Annotated in this window: 17 protein-coding genes; 9 read left to right on the forward strand and 8 right to left on the reverse strand. The window is 49.0% G+C overall.

Features of this window, described 5'->3' with window-relative positions; all coding sequences use genetic code 11:
- Nucleotides 1-58 precede the first annotated feature (58 nt).
- On the reverse strand, nucleotides 59-1,123 hold the full coding sequence (locus tag RN22_RS05785) for a DUF3541 domain-containing protein (RefSeq protein WP_369700092.1): 1,065 nt from the start codon (nucleotides 1,121-1,123) through the stop codon (nucleotides 59-61).
- Here RN22_RS05785 and RN22_RS25415 point away from each other — a divergent pair.
- The 4 genes from RN22_RS25415 (at nucleotide 1,029) to RN22_RS05805 (ending at nucleotide 5,427) form a co-directional block, all read left to right on the forward strand.
- On the forward strand, nucleotides 1,029-1,424 hold the full coding sequence (locus RN22_RS25415; protein WP_231590858.1) for a hypothetical protein: 396 nt from the start codon (nucleotides 1,029-1,031) through the stop codon (nucleotides 1,422-1,424). The genes RN22_RS05785 and RN22_RS25415 overlap by 95 nt on opposite strands.
- Nucleotides 1,425-2,333: 909 nt before the next feature.
- Complete coding sequence (locus RN22_RS05795) at nucleotides 2,334-3,272, forward strand: glycosyltransferase (RefSeq protein ID WP_046303491.1); 939 nt, start codon at nucleotides 2,334-2,336, stop codon at nucleotides 3,270-3,272.
- Nucleotides 3,273-3,282: 10 nt separating this feature from the next.
- Nucleotides 3,283-3,951 (forward strand): DapH/DapD/GlmU-related protein, encoded by a 669-nt coding sequence (locus RN22_RS05800; RefSeq protein ID WP_046303492.1) that lies wholly within the window; start codon nucleotides 3,283-3,285, stop codon nucleotides 3,949-3,951.
- 84 nt (nucleotides 3,952-4,035) lie between these two features.
- Nucleotides 4,036-5,427: an MATE family efflux transporter gene (locus tag RN22_RS05805; RefSeq protein WP_046303493.1), complete on the forward strand. Its 1,392-nt coding sequence runs from the start codon at nucleotides 4,036-4,038 to the stop codon at nucleotides 5,425-5,427.
- A gap of 39 nt (nucleotides 5,428-5,466) precedes the next feature.
- Here RN22_RS05805 and RN22_RS05810 read toward each other — a convergent pair whose 3' ends face one another.
- Nucleotides 5,467-6,801: a DEAD/DEAH box helicase gene (locus RN22_RS05810; RefSeq protein ID WP_046303494.1), complete on the reverse strand. Its 1,335-nt coding sequence runs from the start codon at nucleotides 6,799-6,801 to the stop codon at nucleotides 5,467-5,469.
- A 115-nt stretch (nucleotides 6,802-6,916) separates the two neighbouring features.
- Entirely contained in the window at nucleotides 6,917-8,116 is a 1,200-nt protein-coding gene (locus tag RN22_RS05815) for an iron-containing alcohol dehydrogenase (protein ID WP_046303495.1), read from the reverse strand.
- A 201-nt stretch (nucleotides 8,117-8,317) separates the two neighbouring features.
- Here RN22_RS05815 and RN22_RS05820 point away from each other — a divergent pair, with 201 nt between their 5' ends.
- On the forward strand, nucleotides 8,318-8,884 hold the full coding sequence (locus RN22_RS05820) for a hypothetical protein (RefSeq protein WP_046303496.1): 567 nt from the start codon (nucleotides 8,318-8,320) through the stop codon (nucleotides 8,882-8,884).
- A gap of 230 nt (nucleotides 8,885-9,114) precedes the next feature.
- On the forward strand, nucleotides 9,115-10,077 hold the full coding sequence (locus RN22_RS05825) for a nucleoside hydrolase (protein WP_046303497.1): 963 nt from the start codon (nucleotides 9,115-9,117) through the stop codon (nucleotides 10,075-10,077).
- A gap of 107 nt (nucleotides 10,078-10,184) precedes the next feature.
- Here RN22_RS05825 and galM read toward each other — a convergent pair whose 3' ends face one another.
- The 3 genes from galM to RN22_RS05840 are packed head-to-tail and all read right to left on the reverse strand — an operon-like array spanning nucleotide 10,185 to nucleotide 13,497.
- The gene (gene galM / locus RN22_RS05830; protein ID WP_046303505.1) at nucleotides 10,185-11,255 is read right to left on the reverse strand and encodes a galactose-1-epimerase; all 1,071 of its coding nucleotides are present in this window, start codon (nucleotides 11,253-11,255) and stop codon (nucleotides 10,185-10,187) included.
- A gap of 11 nt (nucleotides 11,256-11,266) precedes the next feature.
- Complete coding sequence (gene galK / locus RN22_RS05835; RefSeq protein WP_046303498.1) at nucleotides 11,267-12,424, reverse strand: galactokinase; 1,158 nt, start codon at nucleotides 12,422-12,424, stop codon at nucleotides 11,267-11,269.
- Nucleotides 12,421-13,497, reverse strand: coding sequence for a UDP-glucose--hexose-1-phosphate uridylyltransferase (locus RN22_RS05840; protein WP_046303499.1), 1,077 nt, complete (start codon nucleotides 13,495-13,497; stop codon nucleotides 12,421-12,423). Before RN22_RS05840 ends, galK begins: the two co-directional genes overlap by 4 nt.
- 750 nt (nucleotides 13,498-14,247) lie before the next feature.
- On the opposite strand from RN22_RS05840, the gene RN22_RS05845 reads away from it, so the two are divergent.
- Nucleotides 14,248-15,090 carry a hypothetical protein gene (locus tag RN22_RS05845; protein WP_046303500.1) on the forward strand — a complete coding sequence of 281 codons (843 nt, stop codon included), beginning with the start codon at nucleotides 14,248-14,250 and terminating at the stop codon, nucleotides 15,088-15,090.
- A gap of 46 nt (nucleotides 15,091-15,136) precedes the next feature.
- Here the strand turns inward: RN22_RS05845 and RN22_RS05850 are convergent, their stop codons facing one another.
- The gene (locus RN22_RS05850; RefSeq protein ID WP_046303501.1) at nucleotides 15,137-15,352 is read right to left on the reverse strand and encodes a DUF3820 family protein; all 216 of its coding nucleotides are present in this window, start codon (nucleotides 15,350-15,352) and stop codon (nucleotides 15,137-15,139) included.
- A 208-nt stretch (nucleotides 15,353-15,560) separates the two neighbouring features.
- Between RN22_RS05850 and RN22_RS05855 the strand changes: the two genes are divergently transcribed.
- A complete protein-coding gene (locus RN22_RS05855; protein ID WP_046303502.1) occupies nucleotides 15,561-17,807 on the forward strand; it encodes a DNA/RNA non-specific endonuclease in 2,247 nt (748 codons plus the stop codon).
- Nucleotides 17,808-17,866: 59 nt separating this feature from the next.
- Here the strand turns inward: RN22_RS05855 and RN22_RS05860 are convergent, their stop codons facing one another.
- Nucleotides 17,867-18,394 carry a DUF4395 domain-containing protein gene (locus tag RN22_RS05860; RefSeq protein WP_046303503.1) on the reverse strand — a complete coding sequence of 176 codons (528 nt, stop codon included), beginning with the start codon at nucleotides 18,392-18,394 and terminating at the stop codon, nucleotides 17,867-17,869.
- A gap of 238 nt (nucleotides 18,395-18,632) precedes the next feature.
- Here RN22_RS05860 and RN22_RS05865 point away from each other — a divergent pair.
- Nucleotides 18,633-18,988: Hcp family type VI secretion system effector (locus RN22_RS05865; RefSeq protein ID WP_046303504.1), on the forward strand; the 356-nt coding region annotated here is incomplete at its 3' end.

Consider the following 18,988-nt stretch of genomic DNA (forward strand, 5'->3'; position numbering starts at 1 on the left):
GCACAAAATCCCCACAAACTGCTGCAAAAATCATCACCAAAGGTGAACAGCCCCTAGCTTATTCGACCGCTTCAAGTCCCCAAGGGATATTCGAAACCACACGGTTGACCTGTCCGGCCATTGGTACCGCATTCGCTCCCTGCCAGTCCAGTAACATGATAGCGAGAACATTGCGGTGCTCTCCCTTCGCCAAATCCGTACTGCCAGAGACCGACGGCACCATGCCCTTATCGCGGTTAATCGCTTCCTGGATGATGTCCTGACTACGCGTGACAACCGGGTCGTTATCTAGCCCTGCCAGCAGGAAAGTAATGCCGATCTCTGCAATCACGTCCTCTTTTGAACGCACTGCAATTTCATCAAAATTGTCTCGGAAGTAGTCATAAATCCACTGGAAGTCCGCTTCATTCACAGGCTTTCTGTAGTACTCAGACGCCGCCAGAATGATATGAGTCATTCCATACAATTTATTGTTGTATTGCTGGGTAGAGAGGTTTGCGTCTTCACTGTCCGGATATGTGTCGCGGAAGGCTTTGTCGAAGGCAGCAGTATGATCTGCCTCACCCAGCTGTTTCAGCCAGTAAACCTGATTGGCGAGTTGCGCAGCCCAGGCACGGATCATTTGTGGGTCTGTGGCATACTCGCTGAAATCATACCAACTGAGGATCTCATGCAGCTTTTCATCGTCGATATGCTCCAGCCCATACTCGTTCGCACGCGCCATGCTGCTGATAAGCCCCGCCCCTAGAACAAGATACTCTTCGCGCCCCTGCGCTGCGGCGTGGCGAATTTCATCGCGCTCTGAGTCACCAGAATCGTAGGCCTTCAGTCTTTTCTGACCCTGAGCCAACACATCTTCTTTACTGTGAATCGTGGCCGCATACTCATTCAGCTTATCCGCCACCCGCGCCATATCAGTCCATACTGCTGCCTGATATTTGTCATCTTGGGTCTGGCGATACATACGAAGACCATAATGGCCCAATTGATAGGACGACAGCTCCGCGAGATTCGTATCGTAGGTATGCTTGATCACTGCTGCATCCCGCTTTTCCGTTACCGGCTGCGCGCATCCGCTCAATAGCAATGCCGCGGTTAATAAACTGCTTACCGCTCTTGTCACTCGTTTTTTCAATTCACTGTTCTCGATTTTGGTCACTCGACCCTTTTTAGGCGCACAGCCTATCGCCACCTTGTCAGTAAACCAACAAGGCTATGCAAAGTTTTCTGACAAGGCTCTATTCGGTGACCGAACCGCTGAAAAGAAAAGCGCGGTAACAGAGGAGGTCAACAGGAGCATCAGCGCAATTAATGGTATCTCGAATCAAACCGCGACGGGCGCAGAGCAAAGCCGCATTGCTGCGAGCTCACTGCAAGAGCTGTCGGACGAAATGAAATCGAAGATACAGAAATATACGGTGTGATGTAAGAGAAGAAAGAAAGAAGGAAGAAACCACCCGCGCTGAACCTATTTTCGTAGGGAGAAATGTCCAGCGTGGGTGTTCGCCAAGTATTGACGAAACCTCTCCCGTGCACCAAAGGACAACATATCAGTGACAAGAGAGTCATCAGCAAACAAAAGGCAGTGGATAGCTGATAGTTAAAAATTACCTCAACGCATTCTGCTATTGAGATGGACATCATTTATGACACAAATTAAGTTAATTTGGAGCTCAATAGACCCTTAGTGCGGCGCACATCTACGTTGAGACAGCTTTCGCTCGTTCCAGTGCGACTTCTTTCACATTATCTTTCTTAGATGATAAGTTGGTAATAGTTATCATTACCAACTTATATTCTGGCAATACCGCTAATCTCACTGCTAGACCAAACAAAACATTAGTTTGAGCCACAACTCAGTATCCTCAATCAGTGGAAATACAACTTTCAAGACACACTAAAACCCTAGAGATTTTCATTTTTTGTCACTTAATTGCGCGGACTAATAATCACAAAAAATCAAATACACAGCGCTTTATTTAAAAACAAAGAACCCTATTTATTCCTAACCTTCTCATTCACAACTTGTATATAAATTCAACAATGGATATATCTGAACTATTCCCATATTGATTAAAATAACCACAGTTAATGCGATTTTAAAATGCTTTCAATGCAATATTTTGTAATTAATCAAACTCTTTATGAGACATCGATCGCACTAACCGAAACAAAAATAAGCACACATAAATAACTTATATTGTTGTTTTTTATGAATTTTTGCTGCAGCACTGGGTTTGGAATTGTAAATAATTGAAAAAATGTGATATTGATTCTAAAAACACAGCTCTTATTATTCCTTCAGTTGGTTAGAAAATAATAGAGAAGTAAAAATGATCGAATTAAGTGTTGTTATTCCCACCTATAACAGAAGAGATCTTCTTTCACATACGTTAACGGCTTTATCTGAACAAACCCTTCCTAAAGAAACTTTTGAAGTTATTGTTGTTGACGATGGTGGAATGGATGACTCCGAATATATTGCGCTGTCTTTTTCAGACCGACTGAATATTAAGTACTTCTGGCAAGAGGACAAAGGTTTCAGAGCAGGAAAAGCCAGAAATGTAGGCACTGCTATTGCAGAAGGGAAGTACATCGTTTATCTCGACACTGGTGTCCTTCCAGGCACTGGCACCTTGGAAGAACATCTGTTCCGACATAAGGTTTCCACGCACCCTATCGCGATTGTTGGTTATGTTTACGGCTTTGATCTTGATGACGAAGGCATTAAGAAAATGGAATCTGTCATCACACCTACGAACGTAGACCAGATTCTGGCTGAGCTGGATTCCCAAGGCGCATACGATATCCGCCAATCTCAATACGATGATCTTGGCCACAACATCTGCGACTGGCCTGCACCTTTCGACTTATTCTGGACTTGCCACGTCTCCGCAGAACGCGAGCAACTGATCAAGGCAGGTCTGTTTGACGAGGGGTTTAATAGCTGGGGGGGCGAAGATGTTGATCTTGGTGTTCGCCTTTTCATCAACAACAACATGTTCATCGTTGATAAAGCGATGTCTTCCTTCCACTGGCCGCATCCAAAAGAAGTGAAAGATACCGGTGAGAGCTCACGCAGCGCTGCTGAGCGTATTCACAGTAAATACAATATCTGGCAAACCAGCTACTACGGCTTGGATCATGAGATTAACGATCTCCCCTTAAACAAGCTGATCAAAGTGCTGAAAAGCAGCCCTAATCATCCTATGGCTGACCCCTCGTTGTATAAACCACAACCTAAAACCCAGCCAATCGTAGAGCAGGAATAAGACCAGATTTATGCCGTGTGTTTATGAAAATATCTTCCCCGTTTCTGAAGGACGAACAACGGAAGATGTCAGAACTCTTTTTCGCGAACAGATAGCTCTGGATGAGGATGCCACTTTTATCGGTACCCCCCATATCGCATTTACACTCGCAAGGGATTCCGATAACTACGCCCGAGATGCTCAGTACTCGTTGATTGATGCGCAGGATTTCACCCAAAGCATTTCCATCGGTAAAGGAACGGTTTTGTACTCCGAAGACAATCTAGCCTTCGAAAACCGCGCAGTACGTCTGACCGTTGTGAAGGTCAATAGCAATCAGTCTGGCAAAATTTCTATTGGTGAAGGTTGTGTCATGCAAGGCACAGCAATTGTTTCTTACGACGAAGTAGAAATTGGCGACAAAGTACTGTTTGGCCCAAAAGTGACCATTATGGACAGCAGCGGTCACCCGGTAACAGGACGTTGGAGTGATGATGAAGCAGCACGCACACGCGTCGCCAAAGTCACCATCAAAGACAATGCCTGGATTGGGATGGGGGCCACGATCCTCAAAGGCGTGACCATTGGTGAAAATGCCGTTGTTGGCGCAAACAGCGTCGTCTACCAAGATGTGCCAGACAACTGTATAGCAATAGGAAACCCCGCAACCATCGTTAAACAGTTGGACGCAGTTTCCTAACCTTTTCGCAGATCCTTCATTCTTCAAACTGAAGTCATTAAGCCCTCGAAAAGCTCGAAGGATCTGCTTTTTCCGGATACTCCTATGTCAAAATCTCACGCCTTGTCATCAAGACTTCTGGCGAATGGGCCATTGTTCGCTCTCGCCCTACCCGTCGCTCTCCAAACCGCAGTTTTCTCCAGCAAGAGTGTCGTTGACACCTTGATGCTTGGCGGAATTGGAGAGCTAGAAATAGCCGCTGTCGGCCTCGCTGCCAAAGCGCAAATGATCATCAGTTTCTTCATCATTGGTTTGAGCATTGGTGGCGGTCAGGTGGCTGCGCAATGCTTTGGCGAAAAGGGAGCAAGCGGCGAGAAAAAGCTCCTCAACACCGTTTTAATCACTCTGTTGCTAAGCCTGGTGACAGCGGCATGTTTCTTCGTTCTGCTGTTCATTTTCCCGGAAGCCCTCATGGCATTGGGCACCCAGTCGCCTGATGTCATTGCTAAAGGTGCCGATTACCTCAAGCCGATCGCATTCACCCTTTTCTGCTTTGCCGTGACATCATCTCTGGCTTGTGGTTTGCGAGCCATGCACCAACCCGGCATTGCCACTAAAGTGAGCCTTATTGGTGTCGTCCTCAATCTGTTCCTGAATTGGGTTCTGATCTTTGGTCACTGGGGAATGCCAGCAATGGGAATAAAAGGCGCGGCTATCGGCACTTTGATCAGCGCCGTAGTTGAGTGTCTGCTGCTCATTGGCTACCTAAAGCTCACCAAACACCCTCTTGCTATCATCCGCCCTGCACAGTTCATCACTTTGAAAGTCAGCGACATTCAGATAGTAGGTAAGCTTTCAATCACTGCCGCGATTAACAGCGTGGTTTGGGCTGCTGGCCTTTTCGCCTTTCACGCCATTCTTGGGTATAGCGATGCGGATCTTCTGGTTGCGCTTTCCGTATTGGCACCGATTGAAGCCCTAGCCATGTCCCTATTGATTGGATTGGCAACGGCAGGTTCGATTCTGGTAGGAAATAAAGTGGGCGCTGAACAGCAAGGCGAGCTTTCCGATACTGTGCGTGCCAATCTCATTACCAGCTTGGTGGTTGGGATATGTTCAGCGGTGTTATTGATAGTGTTCAAAGCGCCCTTGGTATCGCTGTTCTTTCACAATGAAGTTCCTTCAAATGCAGAAGCTTTGGCGCTCACCCTTTATGACATTATGGCCTTTTCATTGGTCATAAAGAGTCTTTCAATGATGCTTATCGTGGGTGTACTCAGGGCTGGCGGAGATGCCTCGTTTTGCCTGTTTACCGATATTTTCGCACAATGGATTGTGCTGTTACCCTGCGCCTTTTTGCTGACTCACTGGCTTCAATGGCCCGCTGTTTATCTGTTTGGCTTAGTACTTGTAGAAGAAAGCTTAAAGCTGGTTGTGTGCCTCTGGCGACTCAAATCAGGAAGATGGATTCGTAACCTTGCCGCTGCGATGAGTTGATCAAAAAAGGAGCCAGTTTGGCTCCTTTTTCAATGCGGATTATTTCGTCCCTTTCGGACTCAGTGTTGCCCAAGGATTGGCGCGATCTACACCTGACTCATTACGCTCGATACGTTTGGTGGATTGCGGCTTTCTTGATGGTTTTCTATCCTGCTTTGGCTTGCTGTTTTTCGCAGACTTTTCGCCGCCCGCTTTTGGCTCTCGCTTATTCTTCGGCACGTAATTCAGAATAGAAATAGGCACGGGTTTCCTTGGAGCAAAGCCCTCGATTTCACGTCGTTCAATCAAATGCCCCAGACGGGTTTCAATCATGCACAGGTTCTTGAAATCGTCTTTTGAAAGGAAAGAGACTGCCTCGCCTTTTGCCCCCGCACGGCCAGTACGACCAATACGGTGGATATAGTCGTCAGCTGGGAATGGCAGGTCATAGTTGATCACGCGCTTCAGTTCTTCAATATCGATACCACGCGCTGCGACACCGGTGGCAACCAAGAATTGCAGCTTGCCAGATTTGAAATCTTCCAGTAACTGCTCGCGCATCGCCTGACTCCGGCCGCTGTGGAAAGACTCTGCTTCAATACCGCGCTTACCCAGTTGCTCCACCAGCTTGGCGGCGCCATGTTTGGTTTCAATAAAGATCAGCGCCTGATCCCAACCATGTTCGGTGATGAGATGCGCTAAAAGCGACGATTTCTTGTCTTTGTCTACGGTTGTCAGCCATTGCTCAATGTCCGCTTTACTGTTCCCTTCAGAACTGATTTCAACTGGGTTAGGTACGGCGGTTTTAGCAAGAAAACGAACCTTGTCTGACAAGGTTGCAGAGAACAGCAGGTTCTGGCGTTCAGCTGGCAGGCGCTCGATGATTTTGTTGATGTCTTCAATAAAGCCCATGTCCAACATGCGATCGGCTTCGTCCAACACCAGACATTCCAGCTCATCAAAATGCACAGCGCGCTGGGACATCATGTCCAAGAGGCGACCTGGCGTTGCCACCAGAATATCGACCCCATCAATCAGACTTTGCTTTTGAGACGCTGAGCTCGTGCCACCATACATTGCCAATGTTTTAAGAGACAAGTGCTTGCCGTATTCATTAGCATTCTTCTCCACCTGACCTGCAAGTTCGCGGGTCGGCGCCAAAACCAGTGCCCGCACACGCTTTTTACGACGGGTTTCGCCCTGGCTTAGCATTTCCAATAGTGGCAGCAGGAAACTGGCTGTTTTGCCCGTACCTGTCTGCGCCGTCGCCAGCAGGTTCTCGCCACGCAGAATCACAGGAATGGCTTTTTCCTGAATAGCAGTAGGATGTTGGTAACCCAACTCCGTCACGGCGGATACGATAGGTTGGCTCAAGCCCAGTTTGGAGAATGACATGAGAAATCTCGGCATTGTAGGAAGACAAAGTATGGCAGAACCACAATAAATGCGGCTGACCAAAGGGCGCGCATTCTACCATGCGGAAGATGAAATGACAGTTTTCGCTGAAAGGCTAACCTTTGATTTTGGCGATAAGCTGCTTGCACTCGCCAAGAGAGAGATAGTGCGGCACTGGATAATTCCAGTTCGCCTCGCGAATGGCATGTTTGGCTATCTGGGTGATATCTTCCGATTTAATGTCTGGCAGGGTGCGCGGCATGTTCATGGATTCTTGCAATGACACCACGTAATTCACAAACGCACTGGCATTGGTTTGGTCGTCCCAGCTTTCGTCACCAACATCGACCATTTTCGCCATGTTAGCAATACGCACTTTGGCAGACGGAACAGACGCTTCCAGTACATGGGGTAGTGCCAACGCATTTGCTGCACCATGCGGCGTGCCATACTTTGCTCCAAGGTGGTGAGCAATCGCATGGGTGTAACCCAAACTGGCTTTGGTAAACGCAAGACCCGCGTAATAGGACGCCATTGCCATGTTGAACCTGACTTTCAATGAGTGACCGTCTTTATAGGCTGCAATCAGGTTGGCATGGATAAGCTTTAATGCCGCTGTCGCGTACGCATCAGTTTCTGTGGTGGCGTTAAGTGAAAGATAAGCTTCGACGGCATGGGTCAATGCATCCATGCCGGTTGCGGCGGTGATGTGGGGAGGCAAACCCGTCATTAAATGTGGATCAAGCGCTGCCATCAGAGGCACCAATTTCGGATCCATCAATGGGGTTTTCTGATGACTGGAGGGATCTGAAATCACTGCGGCGACCGTGACTTCCGACCCTGTGCCTGCCGTGGTTGGAATCACAAACAAAGGAGCGGGTGTGCGCCATACCTTCAACAATCCTGCGAGCTTTTTGATTGCCTTGTTGTTGGTGACACGTGCAGCAATGACTTTGGCACAATCAATCGGTGAACCGCCGCCCACTGCGAGAATACCTTTACAGTTTTCCCGTTTATAAACCGCCAATCCTTCTTCTGCCTGAGGGTAAGTTGGGTCAGGCGTCACTTTGTCAAACCTTGCAAAATCGACCCCGTGCCGATGCAGATAGCTTTCAATCTGGTCAACAATCCCCACTTCCACTAAGGCTTCATCGGTCACAATCAGAAGTTTGCCGAGATTCATCAGGCTGATGGCTTCGCAAAGTTGCTCTGCACTTTCCGCCCCGGTAAACAGCGTCGGCCGCGGAATAGGAATGACACGCGCTGCGACTTTCAACGCTTTCATATAGCTTTTGTGGGCTGCTTTCACCAGCATGGGTAGAATCTCCTTTCTTGTCATTTCAGACTAGGCAAGCATTGAAGCGCCCACTAGAAATTTCCCATAAAAAACAGCGATTCATCACGCAGAACTCATATTTTGGTAAGAGACAGATCTCAATAGGGCTGAGGGGATTGGTCATTAGTTCACCGGGTGTTATGTTGGTTAAACTTCAGCCACAAGGACGGAAAGAGAGTAATGGGACAAACCAACAAATCACTCAGCGACAAACAAATCAGCTTTATCGAGCAGCAGAAAATCTATTTCGTCGGCACAGCAGCTGACTCCGGCACGGTTAATATCTCTCCGAAAGGTGGCGACTCCTTACGCGTGATTAACAACAAAACGTTGGCATGGCTAAACCTGACAGGCAGCGGAAATGAGTCAGCGGCACATGTGCTGAAAGACACACGAATGACGGTGATGTGGTGTGCGTTTGAAGGCTCACCGTTGATCCTTCGTACCTATTGTCAGGCGCGGGCACTACACCGTAACGACCCAGAATGGGAAATCTATGTTTCGCTGTTTCCTGAAAGCGTCGCGTCCCGTCAGATTTTCTTGCTGGACATTGATATGGTGCAGGCGTCTTGTGGAATGTCTGTTCCCTTCTTTAGCTATGAAGGCGACAGGGACGAACTGGCGAAGTGGTCTGAGCGACAGGGAACGGAAGGTATTCAAAAATACTGGTTGAAGAAGAATCAGGTGAGCCTTGATGGTTTTGAAACCGACATCGCCGCTAAAGCTGGTATTAGCATCGACGAATAGCCATCTCGAGCGCGGCAAATGCCGCGTTCTCACTCCGCCTTTTTGTCCAAAAAATTGGCTTTTAGAACTAATTTTGCATATTTATTAGTTCTTCCTTGAGTAAAGGCATATACCTTACTCATGCTTGCTGCTGAATATTGAACGGAATCACAATATTAAGTCAATTCACAGACGGTGGTGTACCGCAAGCCGTCATAGAATATAGGAAGTTTTCCTGCCGGATATTCACAATGACAACAAAAATTATTCTAGACACTGATCCGGGCATCGACGATGCCATGGCCATCCTCTTTGCCGAGGCGAGCCCTGTGATCGAGTTGGTTGGCTTAACCACAGTCTATGGCAATGCAGACATCGACATCAGCACACGCAACGCGCTGTATCTCAAACAACGTTTTGGCTTTCAATGTGATGTCGCGAAAGGTGCATCAAAGCCACTCCAGCGTCCACCTGTTGGTGCCAGCGTGGCGGTTCATGGAGAAAATGGCTTTGGTGATGTGGCCATTGAGGCCCCGACCATCAGCGCCGATCCACGACCCGCCCACCAATACATCATCGACACAGTGACAGCCTCACCGGGTGAAGTCACACTCGTCGCTGTTGGCCCCCTGACTAACCTGGCAATGGCACTCAAGCAAGCGCCGGAGATCACCAAGCTGGTGAAAGAAGTGGTGATCATGGGTGGCGCGTTTGGGACAAACGGACACACGGGTAACGTCACTCCCTTTGCGGAGGCCAATGTCCATGATGACCCCCATGCTGCCGATATCGTTTTCACCGCTGACTGGCCAGTGACGGTTATTGGTTTGGATGTCACCCACGAAGCCTTTTTCTCTAATGACTACATCGACACCTTGCGCGAGACTTGCGGAGAGGTTGGTGAGTTTATGTGGGATATTAGCCGCTTCTATCTCGATTTCTACAAAACACGTATGGGCGTTGATGGCTGTTTTGTGCATGACCCTTCCGCGATTGCGTATGTGATTGACCCAAGCCTGTTCGAGGTACGCCAAGGCGCTATTCGCGTGGTCTGTGACGGCCCGGCAGAAGGTTTGACGTTACAGAAGGACAAAGACACGAAACACAAAACCGACGATTGGGCGGATTTCCCTGCACAGAATGTGGCAGTGAAAGTGAACGACCAGGCGCTATTGGATTTGTATCTCGATACCATCACTAGCTACAGCGATTGATTCGTTACCCGTAAGACGCCAATGGAGTCTGTTGTTGCCTACAGGCTCCATTGTTCACGCAAATACACAGTTCTTATTTCTTCAGCCCCTGGGATCTGCGTAAACACTCAAAAGAGAAACTGGTAGGCCGTGCGATGCCGATAAGGCTGGTTGGCCTGATAGACGCCACTTTTCTCGCCCCATTCTGGGTGGTTGGGCCCATCCGGTAAGTATTGGGTCTCAAGCGCCAGACCATCAAAATTCTCATAGTCACCATGATGACCGGGCTCTCCTTGAAGGAAATTGCCTGAGTAGAACTGGATAGCTGGTTTTGTTGTGCTCACTTTCATGATGATAGAGCGATCCGGAGCCAACAAAGATACCGCCAATGCCTCGCCGTCACACACGTCCGGGTCGAGAACAAAGGCATGATCGTACCCGCCCGCGATTTTCTGGTCTTCATCGCTCAGAAAATCACGTCCAATGACTTTGGGCTCGGAAAAGTCGAAGGCGGTTTCGTTGACAGGATTCCAAGCACCGGTTGGAATGAGATCTTTTCGCGTAGGAAGGTAATGACTGGCTTCCATCATCAGTATGTGCTCAAGGCTTTTGACGCCTGCCCCCACTCCAGCGAGGTTAAAATACGCATGGTTAGTCAGGTTGATGGGACAGGCTTTATCACACTCAGCCTGATACTGAATTTCAACACGGTTTTCTTCATCAAGCAGGTAGGACACACTTGCAGAAAGATTTCCCGGAAATCCCTGATCACCGTCTTCTGAATCGAGATGAAATGTCACGGCGTTATGACTCTGTGCCACGATCGTCCAACGGCGTTTATCAAACCCCTCTTTGCCGCCGTGAAGAGTGTTTTTTCCTTCGTTACTGCAAAGAGAATACGTACGATCACCGAGAGAAAACTGGCTGGCATCAATACGGTTGGCATAGCGCCCAACGATCGCACCAAAATAGGCTGTTTGCTTTCGGTGAGCGGCCATGTCGGGGGCATGCAGTAACACTTCACGGAACCCCGAAGTCAGAGGCAGTCTGCAGCTTAGCCAAGTTGCGCCGACGTCCATCAGGGATAGGGTCATACCGTGGCTGTTTTTGAGATGGACTATTGTCGCGGGCAATCCATCATATGATGGCGTGGAAGTGAATGCCTGTTCCAGCCTTTTCAAGTCAGCCTCGTTACTCATGACATCACCAATCACTCTCTCACTTCACCCGCTCCAGCCTTGGCCTGACAGACATAAATATCCGCGTTCAACCCAGTCAAAGCATGATACCTTTCTGAGACTACAGTCCGAACCGCCTCCACATCATCAGGCGCGACCAGCGCTACAATACAGCCCCCAAAACCGCCGCCAGTCATGCGCACGCCGCCTTCATTTCCGATAACAGACTTAACCATCTCCACCAGCGCATCGATCTCCGAGACGGTGATTTCAAAATCATCCCGCATCGAGGCGTGAGACGCCGCCATCAAGGCACCCATCGTTTTCAAATCCCCGTGTTGTAGCGCAGTGGCAGCAGCAAGGGTTCTCTCGTTTTCGGTGATCACATGACGCGCCCGTTTCGCCACGGTTTCGTCAAGTTCGTCGGCCGCTTGCTCGAAGGTTTCCAAAGAAACATCGCGAAGGGCAGCCACATCGAAAAAGCCTGCCGCTTCTTCACATTGTTCGCGTCTGGTGTTGTATTCGCTGTCCACTAACCCGCGCTTTTTGTTGGAGTTGATGATGACCACCGCCATATCCTGGGGCATAGAAACCGGGGTGGTTTGCAGCGTTCGACAATCGATCAACAAAGCGTGATCTTCCATCCCTTTGGCGGAAATCAACTGATCCATAATGCCGCAGTTACAGCCCACAAACTCGTTCTCCGCTTGCTGGCCGTTCAGCGCAATGTCTGACTGGGAAATATCCAGTTGGTAGAGGATTTTGAAGGTTTGCCCAATCACCACCTCAAGGGCAGCAGATGAACTCAATCCGGCTCCCTGCGGAACGTTACCACTCACGGCCAGATCTGCGCCTTTGAACTCATAGCCACGTTGCTTGAGACACACAACAACGCCCCGAATGTAATTGGCCCACATTTTCTCTGGCAGAAAAGCAATATCTTCATCAAGCGAGAATTCATCCGTTGCATTGTCGTAGTCAGCCGCCACTACACGGATGATGTTGTCCTGACGCGGAGCAGCCGCCACAACGGTCTGATAGTTGATCGCACATGGCAGCACAAAGCCATCGTTATAGTCAGTGTGCTCTCCAATCAGGTTCACGCGTCCGGGCGCCTGAACCAGATATTCAGCCTTGTAATCAAACTTTGTGTGGAATGCCTGTTGCACAGTGTGGATGAGGTTATTCATTGGCCATTCCCTGCCTGTTCGGCGCATTCTTTATAATGGACATCGCTGACGGCACGAAGACGTTCAGCGGCTTGTTCTGGTGTCAGGTCTCGTTGGGTTTCTGCCAACATCTCATACCCCACCATGAACTTTCGCACCGTGGCACTGCGAAGCAACGGCGGATAAAAATGCGCATGTAACTGCCAGTGGTCAACGTCCGTTCCTTCCTCATAAAAAGGCGCGTAGTGCCACCCCATCGAATAGGGGAAAGGGCACTGGAACAAGTTGTCATAACGGCTGGTGAGCTTTTTCAGTGCCAACGCCAAATCGTCACGTTGTTCGTCATTCAACTCCCCCATTCGCCGTATCGTTACTTTCGGCATCAGCAGGGTTTCAAAGGGCCATGCTGCCCAATAGGGAACCACCGCCAGCCAGTGCTGGGTTTCCACCACGGTGCGGGAGCCGTCCGCCAATTCTGCCTTGGCGTAATCAAGCAACAGGTTCGAACCTTGCTCTTGATGATAAGCCTTCAGAAAGGTTTCCTTCCGGGCGATTTCATTCGGTAAAAAACTGTTGGCCCAGATCTGACCGTGTGGATGGGGTTGCGAGCATCCCATGGCTTCGCCTTTGTTCTCAAATGCCTGCACCCAAAGGTAGGTTTTACCCAGCATTTCTATTTGCTCAGACCAAGTCTCAATCACGTCGCGAATGGTGGTAAGCGGAAGTTCCGGCAGGGTCTTACTGTGATCAGGTGAGAAACAAATCACCCGGCTAAGTCCCCTCGCTCCTTCCATTTTGAATAGCGGATTATCGGCTTTCGGCGCATCCGGGGTATCTGGCATCAGTGCAGCAAAGTCATTGTCGAACACATAAGTGCTCTCGTATTGAGGGTTCTGATCACCGGATACGCGCACGTTGCCAGGACACAGAAAACAATGCTCTTCATAGTCAGGCAACGCCGAATCAACAGGCTTTTCATCTTGACCACTCCACGGACGTTTTGCGCGGTGGGGAGACACCAACACCCATTGCCCAGTTAAGGGATTGTAGCGTCGGTGAGGATGATCAACCGGGTTAAACACAAGATTTGACATGGCTTTCCCTAGAACTACTCAAAAAAATCCGTTTCAAAACCAATCAGACAATTTGCTAATTACCGTTTCCATCTCAGGGTCTGTTGACCTTTGGTATTGTCAAAGACTTCCTCTCCGTAATCCAAATAGAAGATTTAAGGCGAACAATTAAAATGGAAACGTTTACATTAAATGTTAGCGTATTTGTGCCAGAACACAATTCCATTACATCCTCCTACTTGAGAAGGGCAATTCTTCTGTCTAACCACCATCAGGAGTCTGCCTAAACGTCGTCCAGAAAAGCGTGATTTCTAGCAGAACTGATACGAGCTATAAACATACCAGAGATATCGCTATTTGCTCAGGCATAAAAAACGCACTCCTATCTCGTCATTTTGAAAGAAAATTGGCTGATAACCCCTTCGATATTTCCCTCACTCAACTTTCATACTGGCTCAGTCTTCTATCAATTTTTACAGTGATTTTCAGCCATCGAGTCACTTGATTCCTTGTGAAAAATCAACGCATTAAACCCTTATAAAAACTGACTTTTCTGTTGTCCTTCTCCGTCTAATTGAACAGTATTTTTTATGTGCCGCGCAGGCCAATTTAGCCTGCGGCTCTCTACCCAAAAGGAAGGGCACATAGAGAAAGGATCGCAGGCCGTTGGATTGTCATTCCAGCGATTTGCAAAAGCAGGGCTCGGATTAGCAGTACGAGACAACCAAAAGAAAACGTGAATAACATTCACGACAAAAGGGGAAATTTAAAATGGGATTTTTCGCAAATCTATTTAGTGGAATTGGTGAGGCAATTTCTAAAGTCGGCGAAGCGATTGCAGAAGTCACAACGGGCATTGCGAACGTTGTAAGTACAGCAGTCAGCGCTATTGATGAAGGCCTGAGCTGGGTTGGAGACAAAATTGCGGAAGCCACCGCGGACATACCCATAATCAATGGTATAACCGCTGCCGTTGCTACCGTGATTGATGGCGTCACTGACGCGGCAGAAATTGTGACACACCACTTTATGATGAACGTTGCGCAAGTTGGCCAAACCGTGGGTGAAGTTCTCGATACCACCGGTGAAGTGATTGAAGCGGTTGCTGAAGGTCATGGGGAGTGTGTACCAGAAATTATCAAAGAAGGTGTGGGTGAAATCGTTGAAACTGCGGAAGAACACTTCGCCATGCATATTCAGCACGACATTGAACTTTTGAAAATTCCGGTTCAGGTTGTGTCAGAAGCGACCAGTGAACTACTCACAGGCATTATCGGCGAAAACCATATTTCTCAAGCACCATTGCTGCTTGATGATGCACAGAGCTTTGTTTTTGATGATGTCATTCATGACGGTATTTTCGCTCCAGCGATTGAAGGTTGGGAGCACTTGAACAACGAAGTATTCGGCAACACAGTCGATGGTCTTTCCCACTCAGAAATGGGCATGGGTTGGTTGACTGGTGAGCATGATGGTCATGGCTCAGGCGAACACGGCTCTGGTGAGCATGGTTCAGGTGAACATGGCGGCCATGGTGAAACAGCATGTGGTTGCGGTACGACTGAACCAATGCCTCCTATGCCGCCAGCAGCAGATGAGTTTATGTGGGTGTAATTCACCTTCAGGCAAAGAAAACGCGAGTCTTCGGCTCGCGTTTTTTCTAGAAGTTTTTCAATGGTTTGACGACGGCATCCAGCCCTTCAATTTTCAGTGCCAGACACAAGGCCAATAGTTGACCCAACTCCCCTTTGGGAAACCCCTGCTTCTCGAACCAAAGCAAATATTCTTCTGGCAAATCAATCAACACCCTTCCGGCGTATTTGCCAAACGGCATTTTCATTCTCGCCAGTTTGAGCATGTTTTCTTTTTCGAGCATGGTCGTTTTTCACTTCCTATTGGGCAGAACGAGAGTCTATCACGCTGCGCAGTGCACCTCGCGCGATCTTCTCCCCATCTGTCAAAGCAAGCATGAGATAGCGTCTCAGTTGTAGGCAAAATGGGTTATTCATCCTTAGTTAAAACAATAGCGACATAAACGCTGACTAATGTGTATCACTTCATGATGACAGCGAGAGGTGACTGCCATGCCTTCACAAGGATTTAATACCGAGTTTTTGAGTATTCCTGTTTCACTGCCACGACTGGGCGAGAGCCTGTTAGAGGTGGCTTGGGAATACGGTGAACCTTTGTACTATGAACACTTTTCACTGGTGATGAACCGTGAAACAAAAATGGCGTTCTACACCGCCCACAATATCGACAGGCAAACACTGATGAGCCTGAAGCGCGCGAGATGGAAGCTCGACCCCCGCGTCGATATTGATTATCAGGCTGGCCCCGAGGTGTATAAAAACAACGTCTGGGACCGTGGCCATATGGTGCGTCGAGCGGCGATTACCTGGGGCTCCCGCCCGGAGGCGAGTCAGGCAAACAAAGACTCTTTTTTCTATACCAACGCCAATTTGCAGCACGCGAAGTTCAATCAGGATGAATGGCTGGAACTGGAAAACTGGTTGCTGGAAGAAGAAGATCTCGACGACAAACTTTCTGTGTTCACTGGCCCTATAAACACCATCAATGACCAGCCTTACCGAGGCACTTACATTCCGTCTGCATTCTGGAAAGTGATTGTGTTCACCAAAGGTGGCGAACTTCAATGCCGCGCGTTTTTGATGAAGCAAAGCGAGTTCTGGGACGATCACGACGGTCGGAATACCCTGAATCTGGAAAGCTATCAGGTTTCGCTTACCCAAATCACAGAGCTCACTGACCTCTATTTCCAGCAAGCGCTCTACGATACGAACCCCATGTTCTACTCCCCAAACAACTTCACCACGTCAAACGATATCGACACGCCAGAAATGCGCCCTATCGAATCGCCAACTGACATCGTGGATAACCGAGGAAAATACACCGATATCGTCCAGGAGCTATGGGATGCCGATGACAACCGCTTCGATGTCACCCGTCTTGCCGACGGTCGCTGGATGAACGAAAACGCAGATATCCGCCTCTATGAGCAAGGCTACCGTCGGCCGGGTAAGCGTGATTTGGCCAAGTTCTTCCTCTTCGATGAAGTGAATACCGACAAGCTGATGTTCCTGCCTTCTTATCAGGCGTTTAAACGGTTGATTGATAACTACAACGAGCTTGAACGCGACGAAGAGAAATACAGCGATGTTGAACTGGCCGAGATCGAACATTTCCTCGATACCTGTTTTGCCCGCTACGACGATGAAGACAGGATTTCACTCATGGAGTCGGTCTATCAATACATCACTGATGACCAAAGTGAAGGCGGTCTTGGATTTGCCCAAGCCAAACTCACCGAAATGCCTTTTACCAGTGCCACCTTTGGTGAAGGACAGTGCATAGACCTGACCAACATCGAGACCTTTCGCGAAACGGTCAGAAATATTTGGTTCGGGCTCTATACCAACAACTTTGGCAACCGTCAGGTGAAACATGCTTCAGGCTTTGAGCATGTTTTTCTTGGCGAGATTAAGCGTGAGGGCTCTCGCTACGAAATCGGGGGTTATCACTTCTGGGCGAAGTTCTTCTGGGATGAGCAAAATGGTAGCGGCGGAAAAGCCGATTTGGAGTACTTGGGCTCTTTTTATGATGGCCCAGAAGGGAACCTGAATACTGATGTCGCGACATTGGCCATGAGCTGGCGCGTGGGCGAGAAGATCGCATGGAAAGAGAAAGGCGGATTCTTCGTGGGTATGAGCCCAGAATGCCTCTTGGCACTGGGCACCATGCTGACATTTGAAAGCTTCCGCAACGACACCCAGCCACTGTCGTTTTTTGATGGCGAATCCAAGCGCAGAGCCGCCATCAACGGCTGGCGCTACGATTTGGTGCTATACCGCGAGACGCTGAAAAACCAGGATCGCGGCTTCCATTTGCGATCTTTCTATCCGGTACTAAAAAGTCGTGATAATCGCGATCCGTTATTGGCTCCGCATTCCAATACCGATGTCTTGCTGTATGACGAAGGCGATGTGGTCATTGCTTCTGCGATGCCGAATCCACCGGGTGTCGGCGATCAAAATGAGTGGGTGTCCATTCGAAATGAAACGCCGGGACTGATTGACGTGACGGGCTGGCAAATACGGACTAAATCCGGCACCACAGTCCTTCGCGAGAAGACCAAGTTACCACCGGGTCGTGAGCATAAAATTGTTGTTCGCGCAGGGGGCGGCGGGGCAGCACTTTCGAATAAAGGGACAGTGATTGAGCTGTTGGATACGGAAGATACTGTCATTTCCAAAGTGGAATACAAATCGGTGAGCCGTCGCGCTGAGGGACAGGTACTGAACTTCAGTTAACGAATCTTCGCAACCAAAGCCAAAGGCGCGGAACTCCGCGCCTTTCTTCTTTCAATACGTCAATCCAAGGCGCAGGTTTCGCATCCAAACATCTTGGCATGCATCCAACAGCCCACACAGAACCCCAGCACCGCTTCCAGCCAGGTCAACATAAAGCAGATACCCAACACAGCAAACAGCCAAATGTCAGGCATTTCCAGTAAGCGAAATGTCAGACAGGTAATCCCCATAATAGCCCCGAGGCTCCATGCAAAGCGTTTGGGCTTTATCGGTTTCCAAATGGCCTTGGAGCGCATGGTCATCGCCGTTCCCAACAATCCTGACGGGCTTAGGGGCGTTAACCCGAACATCGCCGCCATCAACATATCGAAAATCACATACGGGCCAACATAAATCACAGGATCCCATTCAGGACGAACCAACAAGATCACCATAGTGACCGCGGATAACACATTTAATAGCCCCGCCCGGGCTCGCGTGGCAGTCTCGTTGATCCGCAGATCGCTTTCACCCGGAATGCTCTGTCCCATTGCCAGAATCGGGGTGGTTAAGAAGGTATGATATTGTTTTAATTCGTCAGCGCGCATGAACCTTTCCCTGAGTCATTTTCTTTTAAGTCTATACGCTGGTTAAATTCCTACCTGAGTCTTGGCCAAATCTTGCTCGCTGAGCAACTTTTCGCCCAACCCACAAGCAATACCTTGCTCTCCCCTTTTCATGACTAGTCTAACTTACTGTTTTCATTGAGCTCCATCACTGGCACACCCCTTGCGTTATTACCCACGTAGTAAACAACCTCCTCCGAATTTTTATAGGGAAATTACAATGCCAACTCCTTGTTATATCGCCATCGAAGGCAAAACCCAGGGCAACATCACTGCCGGTGCCTTCACCGCTGACTCTGTCGGTAACATCTACGTAGAAGGCCACGAAGACGAGATGCTGGTGCAAGCCTTTGACCATATCGTGACTGTACCGACTGACCCACAAAGCGGTCAGCCTTCTGGCCAGCGTGTTCACAAGCCGTTCAAGTTCACCGTGGCGCTGAACAAAGCGGTTCCTCTAATGTACAACGCACTGGCGTCCGGTGAGATGCTGCCGAAGATTGAGCTCAAGTGGTACCGCACTTCTGTCGAAGGTAAGCAGGAGCACTTCTTCTCCACCATCCTGACTGACGGCAC

This window comes from Grimontia sp. AD028 (assembly GCF_000973155.1).
Taxonomy (GTDB): domain Bacteria; phylum Pseudomonadota; class Gammaproteobacteria; order Enterobacterales; family Vibrionaceae; genus Enterovibrio; species Enterovibrio indicus.

Coding starts and splice junctions, on each gene's coding strand:
- RN22_RS05795 (WP_046303491.1), top strand. CDS start 2,334: ATGATCGAATTAAGTGTTGTTATTCCCACCTATAACAGAAGAGATCTT.
- RN22_RS05800 (WP_046303492.1), top strand. CDS start 3,283: ATGCCGTGTGTTTATGAAAATATCTTCCCCGTTTCTGAAGGACGAACA.
- RN22_RS05805 (WP_046303493.1), top strand. CDS start 4,036: ATGTCAAAATCTCACGCCTTGTCATCAAGACTTCTGGCGAATGGGCCA.
- RN22_RS05810 (WP_046303494.1), bottom strand. CDS start 6,801: ATGTCATTCTCCAAACTGGGCTTGAGCCAACCTATCGTATCCGCCGTG.
- RN22_RS05815 (WP_046303495.1), bottom strand. CDS start 8,116: ATGCTGGTGAAAGCAGCCCACAAAAGCTATATGAAAGCGTTGAAAGTC.
- RN22_RS05820 (WP_046303496.1), top strand. CDS start 8,318: ATGGGACAAACCAACAAATCACTCAGCGACAAACAAATCAGCTTTATC.
- RN22_RS05825 (WP_046303497.1), top strand. CDS start 9,115: ATGACAACAAAAATTATTCTAGACACTGATCCGGGCATCGACGATGCC.
- galM (WP_046303505.1), bottom strand. CDS start 11,255: ATGAGTAACGAGGCTGACTTGAAAAGGCTGGAACAGGCATTCACTTCC.
- galK (WP_046303498.1), bottom strand. CDS start 12,424: ATGAATAACCTCATCCACACTGTGCAACAGGCATTCCACACAAAGTTT.
- RN22_RS05840 (WP_046303499.1), bottom strand. CDS start 13,497: ATGTCAAATCTTGTGTTTAACCCGGTTGATCATCCTCACCGACGCTAC.
- RN22_RS05845 (WP_046303500.1), top strand. CDS start 14,248: ATGGGATTTTTCGCAAATCTATTTAGTGGAATTGGTGAGGCAATTTCT.
- RN22_RS05850 (WP_046303501.1), bottom strand. CDS start 15,352: ATGCTCGAAAAAGAAAACATGCTCAAACTGGCGAGAATGAAAATGCCG.
- RN22_RS05855 (WP_046303502.1), top strand. CDS start 15,561: ATGCCTTCACAAGGATTTAATACCGAGTTTTTGAGTATTCCTGTTTCA.
- RN22_RS05860 (WP_046303503.1), bottom strand. CDS start 18,394: ATGCGCGCTGACGAATTAAAACAATATCATACCTTCTTAACCACCCCG.